Below are 23,021 nucleotides of genomic sequence, written 5' to 3'. Positions count from 1 at the left end.
CACCCACGAGTTCGTGGCCTGGCTCGCCCGGCGCGGACGCCGGCTGTCCTACTCCGTCGGCACGGTGATCACCGGGGCCATCCACCAGCACGTCCTGAAAATCCCGGCATCGGCCTGGACCCCGGTCCTCGAGACCGGGGGCGAGGTCCGGGACGGAGCATGGGTCGCCGAACTCGCCGGCGACATCCTTCAGGGCTGGCCGAAGGGCATGAGGCTGATCGTTCGCAAGGAACGGCCGCATCCCGGTGCCCAGTTGAGGATCACCGACGCGGATGGCATGCGGGTCACGTGCTTTGCCACCAACACCGCCGACCGCCCAATCGCCCAGCTCGAGCTCCGTCACCGCCTGCGGGCCCGGGCCGAAGACCGGATCCGGGCCGCCCGCGCGACCGGTCTGCGCAACCTGCCCCTGCACGACACCGCCCAGAACAAGATCTGGCTCGAGATCGTCCAGATCGCTCTCGACCTGCTGGCCTGGATGCCCATGCTCGCCCTGACCGGCCAGGCCCGCCTCTGGGAGCCCCGCCGTCCGCGGTTCCGCTTGTTCTCCGCGGCCGGGCAACTCCTCACCACCGGCCGGCGCCGCATCCTCCGCCTCGCCCGCCACTGGCCCTGGACCGATGAGGTCACCACCGCCCTCCAACGTCTTGCACTCCTGCCCAACCCCGGCTGACCAACAACCTTCCCGCCCCTACGAGGGAACCAGTCCAGACCGGAGCAGTGGAACCCGGCGTCCACCCGAGACAACACTCGGGCTTTCGGCCTGCCCACCACGAGCCACAGAAAGCGGAACGGCCCACCGACTTCGTCGGCGGACCGTCACGAAAGATCGAGGCTAATCGCAAGGTATTGCGTCCGTACACACGCTGCGGTCCACGGAGACTTCGTAACGGCTGCATAGATAAGGAATTCTTCGGCTGCCTCGTAGGGGCACTTTGGGGGCGACTCATCGTTTCGTGATGCTACCGGCACGTCCCGCAATGAGACAGACAGTGGACTCCCCACTCCGCGATGACAGTTTCATCAAGTTCCGTACCTAAAGTAAATAGAATCGGTACGGACCTATTGGAAACCACGAGGTAACTACCGTGCTTCTCAAGGGATATGACGGGCCATCAGTAATCTGGTGAACGTCATATATACTATTCAACATTTCACCCGGTCAAACAATCCTGTCTGTCGGCCTGTTCGTTCTGGCACACTTCCGGCCACCCACAACTCCCCCACGGAAATGAGGTGTGGCCTTGCCTGGTCGCAGAAGACAGGTGCAGCAACGACGACGAAAACGCGGCATGCTCATCGCCGCGGTCGCCGTCACAGCCGGAGCGCTCGTCGGCACGGCGGCACTCGGTGGCGTCTTCGACAACGAGCCGTCCCGGCCGCAAGCCACCGTCGCCCAGACGGTGGCCGACGGTCCGGCTCCGGCCCCCGCCCACGACACGACACCGGAACCGGTGTCCCGAATACCCGACGACGACCGCACACGCGGCCTGGTCTACAAGGGCTTGCGTCCCGCCCCCAAGGGCGACCGCTGTGTCGGCGTCCTGCGGACCGCCGACGGTCGTTGCACACACGGCCCCGACAAGCCGCCCAAGGGCGTGGACATCACCAAGGACACGCCACCCGCCGCGAAGACACAGGACGCGGCCGAGACACCCGGCCGCCCCGACACCGGCAAGGCATCCCAGGGGCAGCCGTCCGCCGGCACCACCGCCTCCATCGACGCCCGCCAGGCGGGCACCGCCGCCACCAAGGGGGGGAGCCACGGGCACTACTTCGGCATGGCATGGAGGAGAGCTGGCGGCGGTCTGGAGACCCTGGCAAGCGCGCATAGCTCCCCACCCACACACGTCCGGGCGTGGAGGTGCCCCGGGTCAGCCCTTGAACTGGTGGTTGCACGTGGCAACAGCTCTGTCAGGCTTTGCTGTCAGCAACTGGCAAAAGATCGCCAGCGGCTTTAGGAGTGTGATCCAGAACCACGATTCGAGGACGTCTACAGGACTATGCAGGGAGCGTTCAAAGAAGTGATGCCCGTCACTTGATCAGGAGCGCCTTTCCGCTCACTCATTGGTGTACCAGCGGCACGGTGGTGTGATGAGCGGGGCCGCTGCCCCCTTCTGCGCAAGTGTTATCGGCTGCGCTTCCTCGAATACGTTCTCAGTTCTCGCATCAACTCGCCTATGCGGGCCGCTCTCTAACGTGCAGTTAGGGCAGCCACCACTCCGCCCGCAGGTTGGACGCTGTCGCGTGATTTACCGTCAACCCTTACGGCAACCACTTTTATAGCCGCTCGAATTATCGATGCATTATTGAAGGCGGCTCCGAGATTCACGGATTCCATGGCGTTGACCAGGGGGTTCCCCACTGCTAGCTTCGGATGCACCCCGCAGGCAGGCGACTAGCCCGGCCGATTTGTTGCTGTGCTCCGCAATTGAATTTCCGCATTACGCCTTAGCTTCTGACGCCCCTAGTCCCTAACTATCGGAGAATCATGGAAGCCGCTGATGGAATAGCTGACTTGGTTATCGGAATAACCCCGTTGGGTGAACAAGATTCCAGGCTTGTCAATGCCGTCAGCCACGCGGGTGGGCTTGGCGTACTGGACCTCGGCTCCGGCGACCGGAAGGCGCGTGAAGCGTTGGAGCGGGTCCGCCTCTGGGCGTCAGTTCCGTTCGGCGTGCGCGTAACCGCAGGCTGTCAGCTGGACCCCGTGCAGTTGGGCGGCGCCATTCACACCGTCATTCTGGGTCCGGGCTCCCCTTGGCAGGTGTCTGAGCTGGATGAGGCCCATCGCGTGCTGGTTGAGGTCACCAGTTTGGAAGAGGCGCACGAGGCAGTCCGGGCGGGGGCACACGGCCTTATCGCCCGTGGATGCGAGAGCGGAGGGGACGTCGGGGGGCTCAGTACCTTCATATTGCTGCAGCAGCTGTTGGCCGCGGGCGGAGTAGCCGTTCCCGTGTGGGCCTGCGGTGGCATCGGCCTGCGGACAGCGGCTGCTGCGGTCGTGGGGGGCGCGGCCGGGGTTGTCCTGGACACGCAACTCGCGCTGCTTGCTGAGTCCGGTATACGTGAGGAGACCGCCGCAGCGATCCGGGTCATGGATGGTTCGGAAACCGTAGTGGTGAATGGCTGCCGGACGCTGCCGCGCCGCGGAGCGGAATTGGTGCACGGGCATGCAGGTGGCGAGCCGGTCCATGCTGGTGAGGTGAGTACTCAGGTTTCCGCGCGAGCTCGGAGTGCTCACACGGTGGCCGTAGGCCAGGACGGCTTCCTCGCAGCTCGATTCGCCGACCAGTACGGCGATGTTGGCCAAACAGTGCGGGCCGTGCGAGCGGCTGTGGTTGAGACCATTCGCTTCGGCGATCCCGCACAGGCTCTGGGCTCCGGCTCGCTGATGAGCCGCGTGCTCGGCACGGGTCTGCCTGTCGTCCAGGGCCCGATGACCAGGGTGAGTGACCAGGTCCAGTTCGCATCCGCAGTTGCGGCAGAGGGGGCCCTGCCGTGCATCGCGCTTTCTCTGGCGAGCCGGGATCAGAGCAACACGCTCCTGGAGGAAGCTAGCGCCGCACTGGCCGGGAAGTCCTGGGGGGTCGGCATTCTTGGATTTGCTCCGCAAGAGGTCAGGGACGCGCAACTCGAGGCTATCCTGCGCCTGCGGCCCTCTCACGCGATCATCGCTGGCGGAAGGCCGTCTCAGGCTGAAGTTCTTGAAAAGGGCGGAATCGCGACCTTCCTGCATGTGCCGTCACCTGGTCTGCTCCGTCAGTTCCTGGATGCCGGCGCTCGCCGGTTCGTGTTCGAGGGATCGGAGTGCGGCGGTCACATCGGCCCCCGGTACAGCTTCCCGCTGTGGGAGGCTCAAATTGCGGTGATCGAGGAGTTCCTGGAGGGGGCCGAGGAGGACTTGTCCGCGGAAGTCAACGTGCTCTTCGCCGGCGGGGTCCACGATGAACGCTCATCTGCGATGATCGCTGCTCTTTCCGCGTCGTTAGCTGCGCGGGGGGTCGCTGTCGGCATTCTGATGGGAACAGGCTATCTGTTCACCGAAGAAGCGGTCAGCTGCGGGGCTGTAGGTCACCAGTTCCAAAGCCAGGTGATAGCCGCGCGAAGCACCGTGTTGCTCGAGACAGCGCCCGGTCATGCGACCCGTTGTGTGCCCAGCCCCTTCAGCACCGGCTTTGAGACGATCAAGCGACAGCTGCATGACAACGGCATAACCGGTCGGCAGCTGTGGGCGGAACTTGAGCAGCTCAATGTCGGGCGGTTGCGGATCGCCAGTAAGGGTGTCGAGCGGCACGGCGCTGAGCTAGTCCCTATAGCTGGTGAACGTCAGCTCAGCGAGGGGCTCTTCATGGCCGGCGACGTTGCCGTACTGCGCTCGGAGACCACGACGATCAGGGCTTTGCACCAGTCTGTAGCGCCTGGCGGCGCGGAGTTCTTCACGGCACGCGCGGCTCTGCTCCGTGAGCGCCTGGGCGTGAGCGCGGCTCTGGAAGCGGCCAGCCCTCAGGTGTCAGCTCCGCTTGATGTAGCTGTGATCGGCATGGCTTGTATGTTTCCCGGAGCCTCGGACCTTGCTGCGTACTGGGCGAATATCCTCCGCGGTGTCGATGCGGTCAGCGAGGTTCCCGCAGAGCGGTGGGACCCTGATGTCCATTACAGCGGCGAGGCCAAGAGCGGCATGTCCGTCTCGAAGTGGGGCGGGTTCTTGCCCAGGATTCCCTTCGATCCGCTGCGTTACGGTATCCCGCCAGCTTCCTTGGGCAGCATCGAACCGGTCCAGTTGCTCGCCCTGGAGGCCGCGCGTCGTGCGCTGGATGACGCGGGGTACGGCGAGAGGGGCCAGCGGTTCGACCGGTCGCGCACGTCGGTCGTCTTTGGAGCGGAGGCGGGCAGCGACCAATCCCATGCCGCCTTACTGCGCACAGCACTGCGCTCCTACTACGGGTATCTGCCCGAGGAGTGGGAGGATAAGCTGCCGAAGCTGACCGAGGATTCTTTTCCGGGCATGCTTGCGAACGTCATTTCGGGCCGGGTAGCCAACCGGCTGGACCTCGGTGGAGCCAACTTCACAGTCGATGCGGCCTGCGCGTCCTCTCTGGCTGCGGTAGACGTAGCGTGCAAGGAACTGGTCGGCGGCACCAGTGACCTCGTTTTGTGCGGTGGCGCAGACCTGCACAACGGTATCAACGATTATGCGCTCTTCTCTTCTGTTCGCGCACTGTCTGTAACCGGCCGGTCGCGGGCTTTCGACCGGTCGGCGGACGGCGTCGTCCTGGGCGAGGGGATAGCCTGCCTGGTGCTGAAGCGTCTGGCGGATGCCGAGCGGGATGGCGACAGGGTTTACTGCGTCGTCAAGGGGATAGGCAGTTCGAGTGACGGGCGCTCACTTGGCTTGACTGCTCCCCGCCCCGAGGGGCAGCGTGCCGCCCTGGAGCGTGCCTACCGCAACGCACATATCTCGCCCGCCGACGTTGGCCTTCTCGAGGCTCATGGTACAGGGACCGTGGTGGGTGACCGTACCGAACTGGCCACCCTTACAGGCGTGTTCACCGAGGCCGGGTCCCAGACAGGCAGCTGCGTCGTGGGGTCCGTCAAGTCGCAGATAGGGCACACCAAGTGCGCTGCTGGCCTCGCCGGACTCATCAAAAGCGCGATGGCGTTGTATACCGGCGTGAAGCCGCCCACATTGCATCTGGAGCAGCCGAATTCGGCTTGGCACGCGCCGAGCAGCCCGTTCGTATTTCAGGACAAGGCGCGCCCTTGGGCGGCCCCGGCAGCTGGCCGGGTTGCCGGGGTCAGCGCGTTCGGTTTCGGCGGGACGAACTTCCATGCGGTGCTTTCCGCTCATGGCGGGAGTGCTCCTCCCGCTCACGGTATGGGTGAGTGGCCTGGCGAGCTGTTCGTCTTCCGCGGCGTGGAGCGGGGTGCGGCTCACCGGGCTGTCGAGGAGATCCTGGCGCTTCTGGAGGTGGCGGAGACCGGTGCGCAGCCATGGCGGCTCCGTGACCTGGCTCTGACGGCGCACCACCGGTCCGAGGCGAGCCGGGGGCGGGTCTGGGTAGCCGTCGTGGCGACTGATCTGGAGGACCTGGGCAGGCAACTGCGCAAGGCGCTGGCAGGTGAGCACGATGCGGCCTCGGGCGTCTACCTGGCCGGCTCCCTGGAGATAGAGGAGACCAGCCCGGGCTTCCTTCGTGGTCAGGTCGCTTTTCTGTTCCCCGGTCAAGGCAGCCAGCGTCTGGGGATGTTCGCGCAGCAGTTCATCGCTTTCCCTGAGCTTCAGCGCCATCTCGAATCCGGACAGGTCTATGTGGACGCCCTCTACCCCCCCACCGGCTTTGACGCTGCCACCAGGGAGAGGCAGCAAGCGAAGATCACCGATACCCGTATCGCGCAGCCAGCTCTCGGTGTTGTCGGCCTCGCTGCGTACGAACTCCTCGTCATGGCTGGGATAGAACCCGACATGACGGCAGGGCACAGCTACGGAGAGCTGGTCGCCCTGTGCGCGGCGGGTGCGATGACTCCGCAGACCCTGTTGGAGCTGAGCGCCGAACGGGCAAAGTCGATCACTGACGCGGTCGGGCAGGACCGGGGGACGATGGCTGCGGTCTCGGCTGGCAGCGATGAGATCGAGTGGGCGTTGCGCGAGGCTGGGCTGGATGGGCAGGTTGTCGTCGCCAATCACAATGCGCCGCGGCAGAACGTCATCTCGGGCCCGGACCGGGCTATCGATACGGCGGTGGAAATCCTGCGTGCTTGCGGCTACGGGGCGAAGCGCATCCCTGTCGCATGCGCGTTCCATAGCCCCGTTGTGGCCCGGGCATCGGCCCGCTTTGCCGAAGCGCTGGAGAGCCGGCTCATCCGCGCTCCCGAGATTCCTGTGTGGGCAAACCGCACGGCTGCGAGGTATCCCGCCGACCCGGGCGTGATCCGCGCGGAACTCGCGGCTCAGATCGCTGCCCCCGTGCGCTTCACCGAGCAGATCGAGGCTATGTACGAGGCTGGTGCCAGGGTCTTCATCGAGGCAGGCTCTGGCACCGTGCTCACCACACTGGTCGGTTCGATCCTTGGCAAACGCCCCCACCACGCGGTCGCCTGCGAGCCCCGCCCCGAAGCCGGGGTACCCGGCTTCCTCAGCGCGCTCGCCCAACTCGCCACCGCTGGCCTGCCCGTCCGGACCGGATGGCTGTTCCGCGGGCGCGACGCCGTCGACGCGAGCCGCGTCAATCCGCCTAGGACCGGCTGGACGGTCGACGGGCAGGGTGTCCGCAGCGCAGACGGCGAACTCCTCCCCGGTGCTCTGGCACCAGCCCGATTTGTGAAGGAGAGACCTGTGTCCGCGACCACTTCCCCAGGCGGCCACTTCGGTGACCGGCACGCGCTGATCCACGAGTACCTGAAGGCTAGCCGTGACATGGTCGCAGCGCACCGCGACGTGTTCCTCGCCTATCTTGGCGCAGACGCGGCTCAAGGCACCCTGGATTCAGTTCCTGCCCTACGCCACCTCACAGCCCCGCCAGCCACCGGCCAACTGGCGCCTGAGCCGCTGTTTGAGCCTGCCGCTGAGCTGCAGCCCATCTCACCAGTGCCCGAGTCGGGGCTCACCCCGGAGGACATGCTGCGGGCAGTGATGACGATTATCAGCGAGCGCACAGGCTACCCACTGGACATCATCGAGCCTGGCCTTGATCTTGAGGCGGATTTGAGTATCGACTCCATCAAGCGTGCCGAGATCGTCGGTGAGCTGGCCTCCCGCCTGGGTATATCCGGCGGCTTGAACGCCGCCAGCCTCACCGACGGGGAAGTGGAGGAGCTGTCGAAGGCCCGTACCGCCGCTGGGGTGGCTGACTGGCTGACTGCACGGCTCGCTGCCCCAACGGCTCCTCCCCCGCCGTCGGCAGGCTCCCCAACCGCTGTTGCTGCCGAGGAACAGGCTGCGCCTGTGCCGGGTGAGGCCCCCAAGCGATTCCAACTCCGCCGCGTGGCTCTGGAGCGCCCCGGTCCGTCTGCAGCCCTGGGCGCGGCGCTGGCCGGCCAGCGATTTGCGGTGCTTGGCGGCAGTGACGGTGTCACGCGAGCAGCCTCTGCCCGACTGTCGCAGCTGGGAGCCGACGTCGTCACCTTCGACGGAAGCTACCTGCTCACGGAGCGGGACGGTCCCGTGGACGGTGTGCTCTACTTCGCGCCGCTGGCTCGGGCCGACACCGCGGTACTGCCCTCAGCCTTCCCCGTGCTGCGGCAGGCGTTGGCTCGCGTGCCGTACTGGTTGGTGGCCGCGTGCTACTCGGACACGGCAGCAGGCAGCAGCGGCCTCAGCGGCCAGGCAGCGGGGCTGCGTGGGCTCTTTCGCACCGTGGCCGCAGAAGAGCCCGCGATGGTCGCCAAAGTAGTGGAAGTGGACCTCGCATGCTCCCACCAGCCTGAAGCCGTCGCCGATATGGTCCTCGCTGAACTGCTTACCCGCGACCGTCCGGTCGTACTGCTGGACGCGTCCGGCCGCTACGGCTTTGACCTGGTGGAAAGGCCGCTGAGTGAGCTCGGTACCGCCAGTGGCGAGCCCGTTGACGTGAGGGCGGCGGAAGCTGCCTCAGCCGGCCTCGACAGCGAGTCGGTTGTCGTACTGGTCGGCGGTGCGCGCGGCATCACCGCACACGTCGCCTCCGTCCTCGCCGCGTCTACTCGTTGCCGCATCGAGCTGCTGGGCCGTACACCCCTGTCTTCAGGCTCTGAAGATTCTGCGACGTCTTCGGCAAGCGACCGCAGTTCGCTGCGTGCTGCGCTGGCCACGCAGACCCCGGGGCTCTCGCCCGCCGAGATCGACCGCTGCGCCACCCAAATCCTCGCGCAGCGTGAAGTGGCGGCCACGCTAGAGGAACTGCGGAGGCTGGGAAGCCCTGTGCGGTATCACCGTGTCGATGTCTGTGACGCCGATGCAGTGCGCCAGACGGTGAAAGAGATCCACGCCGCTCACGGGCGGCTGGACGGCGTCATTTACGCCGCCGGTGTGATCGACGACCGGCTGATCGCCCAGAAGACGCCCGAGTCGTTCCAGCGGGTCTTCGACACAAAGGCGGGCGGGGCTGCGACCTTGCTCAACGCCCTGGGCAGCCTGCCGGAGCATCCCCGCTTCGTTGTGCTGTTCGGCAGTATCTCCGCCGTACTCGGTAACCGCGGCCAGGCCGACTATGCCGCGGCCAACGACGCTCTTGAGCGCTTGGGTGCGCAATGGGCGGCCGCTACAGGGCGCCGGGCGCTGACCGTCCACTGGGGACCGTGGGCACCCGGCGGTGATCACACCGGTATGGTCACCGCGGAACTCGCACGGGATTACGCCAGGCGCGGCATCGGGCTGATTGACATCAAAGAGGGCCCCCGAGCCCTGCTTCGCGAGCTCGCCTGGGGCGATCCGTCCCACACCTCGGTCGTCTACACAGCCTCAGGCTGGTGACATGACGGACCACCGTACTTCCCCAGTCGCCATCGTGGGTATGGCCACAGTGTTGCCTGGTGCCGACTGCCTTGCTGCTTACTGGCGGAACCTCGTCAACGGGGCAGACGCGATCACCGACGTGCCAGACGGCTGGTGTGACGTGGACGATTACCCTCCCGGAGCCAGCGGTACAGCCGTCGGCCGCGGGTCCCGCCGACGCGGCGGATTCGTCGGCCACCTGGCCGACGTGGAGGTAGCCCGGCTCGGGATCACACCCCGCGAGGCGACGGCCGTCGGGCCTGGCCAGCTCCTCGGGCTCAGCGTTGCGTCCGCCGCCCTCGCAGACGCACGGCAGGACCGGCCGACTGGCCAGCAGCGGGTCGGGGTGATCGTGGGCCGTGGTGGGTACCCCCCCTCCGGCCTTGCCGGGGCCAGCCAGCGGGTACGCACAGGCCCCGGCCACGAACTTGCCCCCGCACTCGGCGGTCTCTGGCCGCACCGGGAAGCCGGCCAGCCCAGTCAGGGGGGCGAGGCGCTCGCCGCACAGCCCGTGTCTGGCCGGGCGGAGTCGGCCGACGGCCTGATGTCCCGCGTCAGTGCCTCGTTTATCGCTCGTCACCTCGGCCTGGGGGGGCTTGCCTTCACTGTGGACGCGGCCTGCGCGTCATCCCTCGTAGCAGTCGAACAGGCGGTGATGGCTCTGGCTTCAGGCCGCTGTGACCTGATGCTCGCGGGCGGCGTCCACCCTGGCCATGACATCACCGTGTGGAGCATGTTCTCCCAGTTGCGCGTGTTGTCGCCGAGCCAGCGGAGCCGGCCACTGGACCGCAGAGCCGATGGCATGGTGCTCGGTGAGGGGGCCGGCATGGTCGCCCTCAAACGGCTCGCCGACGCCGAACGGGACAACGACCGCATCTACGCGGTCATCCGCGGCACCGCGGTGACCAGCAGCGGACGCACAGCCGGCCTGCTCACTCCTCACCCCGCCGCCCAGGCGGACGCGGTCCGGCAGGCGTGGCGCAGCGCCGGCCTCGATCCACGAGAGCCCGGCTCGATCGGGCTGCTGGAGGCTCAGGCGGCGGGGGAGCCCGCCGCGGATGCGGCCGAGCTTGCCGTACTGGCCGAGGTGTTCGGCGACCGCAGGGACAGTTACCGCCCGGTGATCGGGGCGGTGAAGGCAATGATCGGCCACACCCTGTCCGCTGCGGGCATCGCGGGTCTGATCAAAGCAGCCCTCGCCGTCCATCACGGGTTGTTGTTGCCGGCGCCGCACTGCGGCGAACCGCACCCCGCTCTCGCGGCCACACGGTTCCGCACCATCGGCACAGCACGGGCCTGGGAGACAAGCCTGGAGCAGCCAGTCCGCCGGGCCGCGGTGAGCTCCTTCGGATTCGGCGGGACCCACGCTCATGTGGTACTCGAACAGGCACCCGGCACCATTGCCCGGGGAACCACGGCAGCAGTGCGCTCCCGAGCCGTGGTCATCGAGCCCGAACAGGTACTCCTGCTCGGCGCCGACACCCGTGAGGAGCTCTCTCGCCAACTCGAGGCAGATGACTCAGCCATCCTCGCCGCCCAGCCCAGGGAGCCGCAGCCGCACGCGGCGCGAATCCGGCTCGGCATCGTCGCACCCACCCCCAAGCGCCTGGCCGTGGCCAGACAAGCGGTCGCCGGGGGCCGTGCCTGGCGAGGCCGCGGCGACATCTGGTTCGTCCCCCACCCGCTCCTGAGCCCTGAGGCAGGCGGGAAGGTAGCTTTCGTCTTTCCCGGGCTCGAAGGCCGCTTCCAGCCCCGCGTTGACGATGTCGCCCAGCACTTCCAGTTGTCCTCTCCCGAATCCATCGGCGCCGCAGGTGAAGTCATCGGTGACATCAGCCGGCACGGCGTTGCTGTGGTCAGCGTCGGCAGGCTCCTCGATGCCGCCCTGCGCCGCATGGGTATCGTCCCGGACGCGGTAGCGGGTCACAGCATCGGCGAGTGGACCGCCATGACCGCCGGTGGTCTGTACGACGGTGAGGATGTCGACGCCTTCATCAAATCCATCGACCCGTCCGCGCTCTCCGTCCCGGGCCTGGCCTTCGCGGTACTTGGCACCAGTGCCGAGCGGACAGTGGCCGCCCTCCAGCAGCTTGGAGACGAAAGGATCGTCCTCTCCCACGACAACGCGCCCCGCCAGTCGATGGTGTGCGGTCCCCTCGGCAGTGTCGAGGAATTCGTGCGGTCCGTACGAGCCCAGGGGACAGTGGCGAAGGTCCTGCCCTTCCAGTCGGGATTCCACACGCCGATGCTGGCTCCTTATCTGGCACCGATCCGGCAAGCCGCCGAGGCACTCCCGCTTCATCCGCCGCATGCCAGCGTGTGGTCCGCGACGACAGCCGCGGCGTTCCCGCGCGGCGAGGCTGCGGTGCGGGAGCTGTTCATCAGGCACCTCCTGGAGCCCGTGCGTTTCCGGCCGTTGGTTGACGCCATGTATACGGAGGGATTCCGCGCCTTCATCCAGGTCGGCCCCGGGCAACTCGGCTCTCTCGTCGACGACATCCTGCACGACAGGGACCACCTGGTGGTCGCGGCCAACTCTCCTCATCGCGACGGCCTCGCTCAGCTCCGCAGAGTAGCGACCGCCCTCTGGGCGGAAGGTGCCTCGTTGGCAGCCTCTTCCTTTCCCGCCCCGCCCTCCCGCCCGGCCCCGGGAGGCACAGGACTCGAGGCGCACCGGGCTGCCAGCACAGCACACCCCAGAGCCACTGCAGACGGGGACCGTCGCCCATCCGTGCACCGGATTTTGGGGGCACACTCCGTTCCCTTGGAGGGGCGCGCCCTCACACGACCGGGGCCACTGCTCCCCGCCGGGCACGGCGCTCCTTCCCCCGTTCTCATGAGCGAGGGCTTCTCGGTGCTGGACGCTGTCGCTGATCTCGTCCCCGCGGCCGGCGAGCTGAGTGCCCTCTTGCGGGACACCGCGAACGCCGCCGCGGCAGTGATCGCGGCTGCCACACCTGGGGCTCCTGCCTACCAGTCCTCCGCCCAGATGGGAACCGCACCAACCCCCGCGCCCCGGGCTGAAATGCCATCCTCCGCCTCGTGGCGCACGCTGCTGCATGTCTCCCTTGAGTCCATGCCCTACCTTCAGGACCACTGCTTCTTCCGGCAGCGCCCAGGCTGGCCGGATCCGGCGGACCGCTGGCCTGTCGTCCCCGCGACCACGATCGTCCACCACCTGATCGAGGCAGCCCAGCAGGCAGGGGCACCCGGACGGTGCACCGTGGCTGTCCACGGAGCCCGGTTCGACCAGTGGGTCCCTGCTGATCCGCCCGTGGACGTGCCGGTCACCGTAGTGCCCCAGGCCACCGGCCAGCTGGCTGTCTCCTTCGGAGAGCGTGCCCGCGCCACCGTGGAACTGGCAGCACGCTTCCCTCAGGCCCCGTCCGCTCCATGGCCGACGGACACCGCTGCCGACAGGGCGCCCGGGCTTGCCGCAGCCGAGTTGTACAGCGCGCGCTGGATGTTCCACGGCCCCGCGTTTCAGGGCATCACCCAGCTCACCGCGATCGGCGACGCCCACGTCCGCGGCACGATCACCACGCCATCGGCTCCTGGCGCGCTGCTGGACAACGTGGGTCAGCTCATCGGGTACTGGATCATGGCGACTCACACTGAGCGGACCGTGATCTTCCCCACCCAGGTGCGCCACATGAGGTTCTTCGGACCCCATCCCCCTGTTGGAACCGAGGTGACATGCCTGATCAAAATCATCTCTCTCACCGACACCGGACTCGAAGCGGACGCCCAGCTGATCCGCGACGGCACCGTGTGGGCCGAACTCGCCGGCTGGCGCAACCGCCGGTTCCACAGCCACCCGGACACCACGGCAGCAGACCGTTTCCCTGAGCACAACACCCTTTCGCGCCTCCAGCCAGGCGGCTGGTGCCTGCTCCACGAACGGTGGCAGGACCTCGCCTCCCGTGACCTGATCATGCGCAACCACCTCAGCGGCGCCGAGCGGGCCGAGTACGAAAGCCTTCCGCCGCGCGCCCGCAGACAGTGGCTGCTCGGCCGGATCGCGGCCAAGGACGCTGTCCGGCAATGGCTGTGGGAGCAAGGGGCGGGCCCGGTTTTTCCCGCCGAGGTCCGGGTGCGCAACGACCAGCTCGGCAGGCCCTTCGTCCTTGGGCTCCACGGCCGGAGGCTGCCCGATCTCGGCGTGTCCTTGGCGCACCGGGCCGAAGCCGCGGTCGCCATCGCAAGGCCACGCCAGGGCGCCGACGCCCAGAGCGCGCCGGGGATCGACATCGAAGAAGTCGCCGAGCGCGGCGAGGCAACCTGGGCTGTGGCCCTCAGCCAGGAGGAACGCGCCCTCCTTGAGGCCCAGTGCGCACGGCACGGCGGCTCTCGTGCGTTGTGGTTCACGCGGTTCTGGGCGGCCAAGGAAGCAGTTGCCAAAGCCGAGGGCGCTGGTCTTCAGGGACGCCCACGCGACTTCTGCGTGGTGGAAGCAGCGCCAGAGCGGCTCGTCGTCGAAACGGCGACCGGAGCTTTCCTGCGACGCTACGCCGTGCGCTGCGAGCCTGCCGCCAATCCTCCTGGACTGCCGAGCAGAAACTACATCGTTGCCTGGACAACGGGCCAGGCCCCCGAGACTGAGGAGTGCAGTGAACGCCATTGAGCGGGCCGGTGCGGCCAACGCCCACGAGGAGACGGTTCTCTCCGACATCGTGCGCATGGTCGAGGAGATCCTCGACGGATACTGCCTCGATGAGGTGGAGATCGGTATGGGCACGAAGTTCATCGACGACCTGCAGCTGGAAAGCATCGACCTGGTGACCCTGGCCGGCAGCCTGGAAAGCAGTTACGGGCACCGGGTCAACTTCGCCCAGTTCATCGCGGACATGGAACTGGAGGAGATCATCCATCTCACCGTAGGCCAGCTCGTCACCCACGTCGTGCACTGCCTCCGGGCCGCGGAGAGCCAGCAGACATGGTGATGCTTCATACCGGCGACGTGAGCCTGCATGTGCAGCGGCTCCGGCCTAGCGAGGGCCGTCCCCCCACTGCCACGGCCGTCCTCGTGCACGGCCTCCTCACCGACAGCCTGGCAAGCTACTACTTCACCCTCGCCCCGGCCCTCGTCGCCGCCGGGATCGATGTGATCATGTACGACCAGCGGGGCCACGGGCGCAGTGAACGGCCCTCCACCGGCTACCACCTCGAGACCTTCATTCACGACCTCGACGCCCTGCTCACTCAGCTCAAGGTCCGCGGCCCGCTCCATCTGGTCGGCAACTCCTACGGTGGAACGGTCGCTTTCGGGTACGCCGTGCAAAAGCCCGAGAGCGTCGCCAGCCTCATGTTGATCGAATCAGAGCCGGCAACAGCGCAATGGGCCCGCAAGCTCCATGGTCTGCTGGGGCGGACCGTCACGGAGCTGTGTGACAACGAAGCGCAGGCGCTCGCCTGGATCAGCACGCACCGCGACGCCCGCACGACTCGCTTGGGGAAGTCCGCGGCCCGGCTCTTGCGCACTACTACCCTCCCCCAGGACATACCCGCCAGCCAGGTGCTGGCCCCTGACCAAATCCGGTCAGTGCGGTGCCCGGTGCTCGCGTGCTACGGCAGTTACTCGGACCTCGCGGCCCAGGCACCCGTACTGCAAGCGCTGCTGCCCGACTGCCAGACCCGCACACTGCCGGGCCTGGAACACTCCGTCCTGGTAGACGCGCCGAGACTGATGCGCAGCTATGCCCTGGCCTGGATCCGCGAGAACACCCCCCGTATCGGCACGGAGGCCTGCGGCGCATGAGCAGATTCCTGATCACCGTGCCGCCGCTCACCGGCCACATCAATCCAGCAGTCGGGGTCGCGGCGGAACTCATCCGCCGCGGACACGAAGTGGCCTGGGCCGGAGACCCAGAACTGATCCGGGAGCTCGCCGGAACCCGGGCCCCTGTGTTCCCGTGTGCCGGTCAGCGGCTCGAGGCCGGAGAAGCCATGCGGCCGGCGCAGATCCGTGGTCCCCAAGCGCTCAAGTTCCTGTGGGAAGAGTTCCTCATACCACTGGCACGGGCGATGGCTCCAGGTATCCAGGCCGCTGTCGGGGCGTTCCGGCCCGATGTGCTGGTAGCCGATCAACAGGCCCTGGCCGGTCCGCTGGTCGCGGAGAGGCTGGGCACGCTCTGGGCCACGTCAGCCACCACCTCGGCAGAGTTCACCGGCGCACTCGTTGGAATGCCCAAGGTCCAGGGATGGCTCGACACCCTCCTGAAGGATCTGCGCGAGCGCATCGGGGCGCCGGGCAGCAGGACCGACCCCCGCTTCTCCCCTCACCTGATCCTTGCCTTCACCACCGAGGAGTTCACCGGCCCCCTTCCTGGAGCCAACGAGCAGACCCGTTACGTAGGCCCTTCCCTGACCGCCCGCGCCTTCGCTCCACTGTTCCCTTGGGATTGGTTTGATAACACCCGTCTCCCCGTTCTCATCACCCTGGGGACCGTCAACGCGGACGCAGGAGCCCGCTTCCTCGCCGAATGCCGCGAAACGATACGGAGCCGCTCAAGGCAACTGCAGGGGGTCATAGTCGATCCTGCCCGTTCCCTCGGGCCCGGCAGCCTCGAGAGTCTCACCGGTAGCGCCACTGCCACAGCTGATGACAGAGATCTCCTGGTCCTGCCCCGTGCACCACAGCTCGCCCTCCTCAAACGTGTAAAGGCGGTCATCTGCCACGCCGGGCACAACACGGTGTGCGAGGCCCTGTGGCATGGGGTTCCCCTGGTGCTGGCACCCATCCGTGACGACCAGCCCATCGTCGCACGCCAGGTCACCGAAGCAGGCGCAGGCGTCCGGGTCCGGTTCGGCCGGGTCGCCGCGCCGCAGCTCGGCGAGGCGCTCGACGCTGTGCTGAACGAGCCGCACTACCGCGCCGCCGCCACCCGGATCCGCACGTCCTTCCACACCGCCGGTGGTGCCCCGGCCGCCGCTTCCCATCTCGAACGACTGGCTCGCGAAGCCACCGCATAGGTACCTCCACAAGAGCCGCAGAAGCAGAGGCTTCGGCACCACCGCTATTGGCCTCGACCCAGACCACGACCGAGAAGTGGCGATGTGATGACCCCAACAGCCATACACAATGCCGACAGGGCCACCAGCGACTGGACGGTCACCGCCGCCAGCGCCCGCAAGGTGACCAAGGCCTACGGCACCGAAGAGACCGGAGTGACCGCGCTCGATGCAGTCGACGTTGACATCCCCCGGGGGCGCTTCACCGCCATCATGGGCCCCTCGGGCTCCGGCAAGTCCACCCTCATGCACTGTCTGGCCGGCCTGGACTCGGTCACCAGCGGCCGTACCTGGATCGGCGGCACCGAGATCACCCGTCTCAAGGACAAACACCTCACCGAACTACGCCGCGACAAGATCGGCTTCATCTTCCAGGCTTACAACCTTCTCCCGACACTCAACGCCATGGAGAACATCACCCTCCCCATGGACCTGGCCGGGCGAAAGCCTGACGAGCGGTGGCTCGGTCAGGTAGTGCAGGCCGTCGGCCTGGGCGACCGGCTGCAGCATCGCCCCACCCAGCTCTCCGGCGGCCAGCAGCAGCGGGTCGCCATCGCCAGAGCCCTGCTCTCCCGGCCGGAAATCATCTTCGGTGACGAGCCCACCGGAAACCTCGACGCCCGTTCCGGAGCCGAAATACTTGCCTTCTTGAGAAGCGCGGTCGACGAGCTCGGCCAGACCGTCGTGCTGGTCACCCACGACCCCGCCGCAGCATGCTACGCGGACCGGGTACTGTTCCTGGCCGACGGCTCCATCGCGGACGAGATGACCTCCCCCACTACCGGCGCCGTTCTGAAGCGCATGCTCCGCTTCTCTGGAGCACTCTCGACAAGCCACGGTTCCCTCGCCAAGCGCGCCCGACGAGGAACGACGCGGGCATGATCCTCAAAACCTCGCTGAGAACCCTCTCCGCTCATCGCGGCCGGATGGCGCTCTCCCTGACCGCTATCGCGCTGAGCGCCGCCTTCGTCTCCGGGACCCTCCTCTTCACCGACACCGCCGACTCGGCATTCGATCAGCTCTTCAAGTCCACTGCGGCCGATATCACTGTCAGACCGCAGCAGCAACGCGCGGACATGGCGCAACGCAGCGGTGCCCGGCCACGGACCGTGACGCGCAAACTCGTCCAGCAGGTCTCAGCCGAGCCAGGTGTGAAGACAGCACAAGGCGAGGTGTCCGTCCAGAATGTCACCATCGTCAACCCAGCCACCAACATATCGATCGGCCCCACCAGCGGCGCCCCGGCCATCGCTGGAAACTGGTACCACAGACCCAACTCAGCGCTGAAGATCACCTCCGGACAGGCTCCCCAGGGAGCCCGCCAGGCGCTACTCGACGCCGACACAGCAAGGAAGGCATCACTGAAGACCGGTGACTTGGTGCGGATCATCACCAGCAGCGGCACCCACACCACCGTCATATCCGGCATCGCCACCTTCACCACCACCAATCCCGGCGCAGCGGTGGTCCTCTTCGACACCTCCACCGCACAGAAGAAACTGCTGGGCCGGACCGGCGTCTTCACCTCCGTGGTGGCCTACGGCGACGGCAGCCGGACCAATGCTCACCTCAAGCACCAGATCGCCCGCAAGATCCCCCGCTGCTCCTGCCAGGTGCGCACCGCAGCGGAGACGGCCGCCGAGAACAAGGCCGGCTTCGGCGGCTTCCTCAAGTTCCTGAAATACGCCCTGCTCGCATTCGCCGGCATCTCGTTGCTTGTCGGCAGCTTCCTCATCATCAACACCTACTCCATGCTCGTCGCCCAGCGCACCCGCGAGACCGGCTTGCTACGAGCCCTCGGCGCCAGCCGTGGGCAGGTCAACCGCTCTGTACTGACCGAAGCACTGATCCTTGGCGTCCTCGGCTCCACACTGGGCCTGGCGGCCGGGCCCTGCCTGGCCATAGGCCTGATAGAGCTGATGGACGCACTCGGGATGCACCTGGACGCCACACGACTGGCCTTCGGCTGGACCATCCCGGCCGCCGCCTACGCAGTCGGCGTCACCCTTACCGTGATCGCCGCCTGGCTTCCCGCCCACCGGGCAAGCAGGGTGCCCCCGATGGCCGCGCTGCGAGACCACGGCACCCCTGCCGAGGGACCATCCAGCCGGGTCCGCGCTGGCACCGGAGTACTACTCACCGCCGGGGGCAGCGCGCTGCTGGCAACAAGCGCGAAAGCCACCGTGCTCGGCACCGGTGCCACCCTGCTCGGTCTCGGCGTGCCGTTCACCCTGGCCGGTCTCGTGGTCCTCAGCCCACTGCTGGTCTCAGGCATCGTCCGGGTTCTCGCCCTAGCCCTGTCCTCGGTGTTCGGGCCGCCCGGCAAGCTCGCCCAGAGGAACGCGCTGCGCAATCCGCGCCGGACGGGAGCCACCGCCGCCGCACTGATGATCGCCCTGGCCCTGGTGACCGGCTCTTCCGTGCTCACCTCCTCGATGGCTGCCTCAGCCACCAGCCAGATCGACCAGGCCGTGGGAGCCGACTACCTCGTCACCTCCCAAAGCGGCAGCCTCACCCCGGAAATCGTCAAGGCCGTCCGGTCCGCCCCCGGCCTGCACCACGTCTCCGAACAGAAGCTGCTCAGAGCCGTCATCACAACCCCGGACGGCAAGCGCGTCAGCAAAGACGTCAACGCCGTCAGCCGCTCCTACGATCAGGACGTCCGGGTCCCCGCGCTCTCGGGCGACTTCGGCGCAGCGCTCGCCGGCGGAATCTCCTTCAACATGGGTTTCGCCAGCACGCATCACCTGGAGGTAGGCGACCAGGTGCGGGTCTCATTCGAGGGGAGCAGCCCCCCGCACGACCTGCGGATCGCCGCGATCACCGCGGACGACAACAGCCTGTACAAGGGGAAGGCCTATACCGCGATCGACACGGTCGCGAAGTCAGTTCCGTCCGGTCGTATGCCGCTGGACACTCTGATGCTGGCAAGGGCAGCGGACCCATCGAAGTCCGACCGGGCTTACGCAGAGCTGCGGAAGTCGGTCGCCAGCTTCCCCCAGGTGCGTGTCAACAACCAGGCCGACTACAAGAGACTGGTCCAGGGTCAGGTCAACCAGGTGCTGTACATGGTGTACAGCCTGCTCGGACTCACGATCATCGTAGCCACCCTGGGCATAATTAACACCTTGTCCCTGTCGGTGGTGGAACGCACCCGGGAAATCGGGCTGCTGAGGGCGATCGGCCTCTCACACCGCCAGCTCCGGCGCATGATCCACGTGGAGTCGCTGATCATCACGATGCTCGGTGCGAGCCTCGGCACGGGACTGGGCCTCGCCTGGGGCGCAGTGACGCGACAGGTCCTCAGGTCCGAAGGATTGAGCCAGCTGAAGGTTTCCGTGGAGACGATCTCGGCGATGATCGCGGGCGCGGCGTTCATCGGCCTCATGGCAGCCATCGGACCAGCCCTCCGGGCCTCCAGGATCAACGTACTGGCCGCGATCGCAGGTGCACCGCACACCGGCCGACACCAGCAGCGGCGCCCCAGAGCCCGGCACCGACGTCGCCGCTATAGGCGTTTCGGCGGTCCCTGCTGACTAGCAGTCGATGAAAACAGCCGGGCATACACAGCCCAGCGAGCCTGCCACTCCGTCATGTTTTCCATCACCGCCTCCGTGATCGCGGAGATCTTTGGAGCCTGCTTCGGCCCCTCACGCTCACCCGGGCGCCTATATGACACGAGAGGCAGCCCGGGGAGGACACGGGTCACCACGCCGCACTCTTGTGCCAAGCCTGTGGGGTTGCCGAGACGGGGACCCGGCAACCCCACAGAACTCCGTGCACCCATCCCCCACAACGAGGCACAAACAAAAACAACACGGCCATCCACCAAAAACCACCAATTCGCCACTTCCGGCAGCGCCGCCAGGCGAAGGATGAGCTTCCCCCGCGCACTCTCTCAGTGAGCGCCGGGTATGCCCGGGGGCGCCGGTTTGCCGACAGTCACCTGGATGCCGCGCACGCGTCTGGCAGCGGCATTACTCGTTGCAGACGCGGCCGTCTCAGGCTGGAGCCGCAGCTGCGCGATGGGAAAGGGAAGGGCGGGTTGCCCATCCTCGCAGGCTTCCGGCTGGCTTCCTTGAGCCGGGTCTCAAGCTGGTTGCTGGAGGGATTTTCACCGGTCTCCTGACGTCTGGGTGCGCAGGAGTTCGGAGAGGCGCTCTCCGATGACGGAGAAGCTGGGAGCTGCCTCCCGCTGGTAGAAGGTTTTCTTGCGGGTGCGCAGTAGTTCCTCGCCGTCGCGTTCCCAGGAGAAGGCTGGGTTGCGCAGGAGGTCGCGGAAGACGGGGTCGGTGCCGTCGGGGTGGCGTTGGGCCAGCCGGCGGAGGGGGAGGGGGGAAATGGTGTCGTCATTGAGGTAGTCGCGGAGCTGGGTGATGTAGGTGCGGTATCGGGCCAGGGCGGGGTCAGCGAACAGGCTGTCCAGGCGGCCGAAGCCGGGGTAGTAGTTGAGGCCTTCGGTCTCGTCGTAGATGAGGCCGACACTCTCGGCTTCCATGCAGTCCTTGGGAAGGTGGCCCATCTCCTCGGCGGTAAGGCCGCTGCCGTCCGGGGTGGGGCCGGTTGGTTTGCCGTCGGCCGCCCCGGACGCAGTGGCGTGCTCAAGGCGGCGGCGGTAGTGCTCGGTCAGCTGTTCCTGGGCTGCGGCCGGGGGCAGGATGACGAGGTCCGAGCCGAACAGGGCGATAAACGCGGCGCGGTCTTCGGCCTGCATCTGCCAGGCACGCTGGCGCAGTTCCGGATTGCGGCGCGTCAGGCCCGGGTCGGCAGTAGCCATCCGCAGCGCCGCCTGCGCGGCCTCGAGGGCTGAGGACTGGGGATAGGGCGTGAGGTAGCCGCTGACCAGCCAGTGGGTGGTGGCGGGATGGACGGGCACGATGCGGCAGTACGTGAACATCCCCTGCCCGAGAACGGCGAGAGCTTCGGAGCCCATGTTGGAGTGGACGCGGTAGTGCAGGTCGTCGATGAGGTTGTGGAGTACGACGGTGCCGGAACCGTCGTCGGCCTGGCGGACCTCGAACAGCCCCTCGACGACGTCGCGCCAGCCCAGCAGCATCGCGCGCTCGTCCCCAACCAGAGCCGGGCGCCGCTGCGCGACGAACCGCTCCACGACTGTAGCGCCATCGTGCAGCCGGTACTCCAGGAGGAAGTGGTCGATAACACGGACAGCGGCACTGTCGTCCAGCGGCCCAGTATCGCCCGCAGCCCGGAGGCAAGCCGTCAACTGCCGACCGAAACGGGCATGCTGGGCGTACTCCACCAGCTCGCCCTTCAGCTCCCCGCTACGGGCCACCAGTTCCCCGACCGGCGTCGACAGTGTCTCGGCAACCGCAGCACCACACTCCGGCGCGCGGTCATCAAAGGGCACCTGAGGCATAGTCACCTGCATCCTGGTCCGGGACGGGTACTCACACTGTCACTCTACCGGCGCAACGGCTGCCCGTTGGCACCTCGCACCAACACAGGTACACGGCATGGCAAGGCAAAGGGACGAGCTCGGTCAGAGCCGTGCGGCATCACGTGCGGCGTGACGTTCCGGTAGCGGCCAGGAGGTTGCGGATTTCGACAGCGTTCCGCCCGGTCCGCGCGGCGATCCGGGCGGCCGGCACTCCAGACCGGTATGCAGCGGTGACCGCCACGGTCAGATTCCGGCGGGCCGCCTCCAGCGCTTTCTGCGCTGCGATGAGTGCCGCGGCCGCCGCTTCCAGCGAGTTTCCCTCATCCGTCATACCACCCATCGTGCCAGTCAGACACACGAGCCACCTGGCCGATGTGGAAGTAGATCATGAAGCCGACGGCGGCGCGCCCGGCCTCCGGCCCCGCTGGACGACACTCAGTTACCGGTAGTTCGTTAAATCCGGTGGTGGTGTGGGTTGGCGGCAGGTCGGGCTGGTCGTAGGCCGGTGGTAGGTGTCGGTTGCCTTGCGGGGGGGCTGAAGATGACTGCTCGGCGTCCGTGTCCGCCTGCACCGGGACCGCTGGAGGACTACGCGGCCCGATTTGATGGCCTCTTCTTCAGCCTGGCCCAGCGGCGAGGGTTTCGCGAGTACCTGACCGGGCTGCTGGCGCCGCGGGAGCGGAACAAGACGATCACCTGCCTGGCCGGAGCGGAGCCCGTGGCCGGGGCTGGTTCGCCAGCGGTGCAGCGGCTACAGTTCTTCCTGTCCGAGTCGCCCTGGGAAGCCGAGCTGGTCAACGACCGGCGGCTGGAACTGCTGCGCGGACAGCCGGAGACGGCTCCGCATGACGGCGGAGTCATCGTCATCGATGACTTCGGAGACCGCAAGGACGGCACCGCGGCTGCGGAGGTGGGCAAGAATACCGAACAACTGCGTGGTCACGGTGACCACGGTGTGGACCGATGGCTGCGTGAACCCGTTGCACGCGACTCCCTACACCCCCGCCCACCACTTCGCCTGCGGCCGGACCGATCCGGCCTTCCGCGGCTCCAAGCCCGGGACCTCCTGCCAGGAGAGCGCGGAACTGCGGGACGCACGTCGGCGGGTCAAGCTGCTGGAGCAGGAGAAGGAGGTCCTGC

The 23,021-nt window shown here is 67.2% G+C and carries 11 protein-coding genes and 1 pseudogene; 10 read left to right on the top strand and 2 right to left on the bottom strand.

Features of this window, described 5'->3' with window-relative positions; translation table 11 throughout:
- From ACZ53N_RS32690 to ACZ53N_RS32650, 9 genes are all read left to right on the top strand, one after another.
- On the top strand, nucleotides 1–673 hold a 673-nt coding region (locus ACZ53N_RS32690), incomplete at its 5' end, for a transposase (RefSeq protein WP_469144425.1).
- Between the two features lie 619 nt (nucleotides 674–1,292).
- Nucleotides 1,293–1,961: a hypothetical protein gene (locus ACZ53N_RS32685; protein ID WP_469144424.1), complete on the top strand. Its 669-nt coding sequence runs from the start codon at nucleotides 1,293–1,295 to the stop codon at nucleotides 1,959–1,961.
- Between the two features lie 530 nt (nucleotides 1,962–2,491).
- Complete coding sequence (locus ACZ53N_RS32680) at nucleotides 2,492–9,451, top strand: SDR family oxidoreductase (RefSeq protein WP_469144423.1); 6,960 nt, start codon at nucleotides 2,492–2,494, stop codon at nucleotides 9,449–9,451.
- 1 nt (nucleotide 9,452) lies between these two features.
- Entirely contained in the window at nucleotides 9,453–14,096 is a 4,644-nt protein-coding gene (locus ACZ53N_RS32675; protein WP_469144422.1) for a beta-ketoacyl synthase N-terminal-like domain-containing protein, read from the top strand.
- A gap of 55 nt (nucleotides 14,097–14,151) precedes the next feature.
- Nucleotides 14,152–14,415, top strand: coding sequence for an acyl carrier protein (locus tag ACZ53N_RS32670; protein ID WP_466986095.1), 264 nt, complete (start codon nucleotides 14,152–14,154; stop codon nucleotides 14,413–14,415).
- Nucleotides 14,409–15,230 carry an alpha/beta fold hydrolase gene (locus ACZ53N_RS32665; RefSeq protein WP_469144421.1) on the top strand — a complete coding sequence of 274 codons (822 nt, stop codon included), beginning with the start codon at nucleotides 14,409–14,411 and terminating at the stop codon, nucleotides 15,228–15,230. The genes ACZ53N_RS32670 and ACZ53N_RS32665 overlap by 7 nt, the downstream gene beginning before the upstream one ends.
- A complete protein-coding gene (locus ACZ53N_RS32660) occupies nucleotides 15,227–16,444 on the top strand; it encodes a glycosyltransferase (RefSeq protein WP_469144420.1) in 1,218 nt (405 codons plus the stop codon). Before ACZ53N_RS32665 ends, ACZ53N_RS32660 begins: the two co-directional genes overlap by 4 nt.
- Before the next feature lie 87 nt (nucleotides 16,445–16,531).
- Nucleotides 16,532–17,365: an ABC transporter ATP-binding protein gene (locus ACZ53N_RS32655; RefSeq protein ID WP_469144419.1), complete on the top strand. Its 834-nt coding sequence runs from the start codon at nucleotides 16,532–16,534 to the stop codon at nucleotides 17,363–17,365.
- Nucleotides 17,362–20,019, top strand: coding sequence for an ABC transporter permease (locus ACZ53N_RS32650; RefSeq protein ID WP_469144418.1), 2,658 nt, complete (start codon nucleotides 17,362–17,364; stop codon nucleotides 20,017–20,019). The genes ACZ53N_RS32655 and ACZ53N_RS32650 overlap by 4 nt, the downstream gene beginning before the upstream one ends.
- A gap of 578 nt (nucleotides 20,020–20,597) precedes the next feature.
- On the opposite strand, the gene ACZ53N_RS32645 is transcribed toward ACZ53N_RS32650, so the two are convergent.
- Together ACZ53N_RS32645 and ACZ53N_RS32640 are read right to left on the bottom strand one after the other, a co-directional pair.
- Nucleotides 20,598–21,776, bottom strand: a complete 1,179-nt coding sequence (locus ACZ53N_RS32645; protein WP_469144417.1) for a DUF7986 domain-containing protein — start codon at nucleotides 21,774–21,776, stop codon at nucleotides 20,598–20,600.
- 223 nt (nucleotides 21,777–21,999) lie between these two features.
- Complete coding sequence (locus ACZ53N_RS32640; RefSeq protein ID WP_469144416.1) at nucleotides 22,000–22,212, bottom strand: hypothetical protein; 213 nt, start codon at nucleotides 22,210–22,212, stop codon at nucleotides 22,000–22,002.
- A 210-nt stretch (nucleotides 22,213–22,422) separates the two neighbouring features.
- Between ACZ53N_RS32640 and ACZ53N_RS32635 the strand changes: the two are divergent.
- Nucleotides 22,423–23,021, top strand: a pseudogene (locus ACZ53N_RS32635) (transposase); the annotation flags it as partial.

It is taken from the genome of Streptomyces sp. NPDC033229, assembly GCF_055576875.1.
This window is presented reverse-complemented; position numbering and strand designations above follow the sequence as displayed.

What these genes read in the sequence shown, in the direction of transcription:
- ACZ53N_RS32660 (WP_469144420.1), top strand. Translation starts at nt 15,227, where the DNA reads ATGAGCAGATTCCTGATCACCGTGCCGCCGCTCACCGGCCACATCAAT.
- ACZ53N_RS32685 (WP_469144424.1), top strand. Translation starts at nt 1,293, where the DNA reads ATGCTCATCGCCGCGGTCGCCGTCACAGCCGGAGCGCTCGTCGGCACG.
- ACZ53N_RS32665 (WP_469144421.1), top strand. Translation starts at nt 14,409, where the DNA reads ATGGTGATGCTTCATACCGGCGACGTGAGCCTGCATGTGCAGCGGCTC.
- ACZ53N_RS32670 (WP_466986095.1), top strand. Translation starts at nt 14,152, where the DNA reads ATGGTCGAGGAGATCCTCGACGGATACTGCCTCGATGAGGTGGAGATC.
- ACZ53N_RS32650 (WP_469144418.1), top strand. Translation starts at nt 17,362, where the DNA reads ATGATCCTCAAAACCTCGCTGAGAACCCTCTCCGCTCATCGCGGCCGG.
- ACZ53N_RS32675 (WP_469144422.1), top strand. Translation starts at nt 9,453, where the DNA reads ATGACGGACCACCGTACTTCCCCAGTCGCCATCGTGGGTATGGCCACA.
- ACZ53N_RS32680 (WP_469144423.1), top strand. Translation starts at nt 2,492, where the DNA reads ATGGAAGCCGCTGATGGAATAGCTGACTTGGTTATCGGAATAACCCCG.
- ACZ53N_RS32640 (WP_469144416.1), bottom strand. Translation starts at nt 22,212, where the DNA reads ATGACGGATGAGGGAAACTCGCTGGAAGCGGCGGCCGCGGCACTCATC.
- ACZ53N_RS32655 (WP_469144419.1), top strand. Translation starts at nt 16,532, where the DNA reads ATGACCCCAACAGCCATACACAATGCCGACAGGGCCACCAGCGACTGG.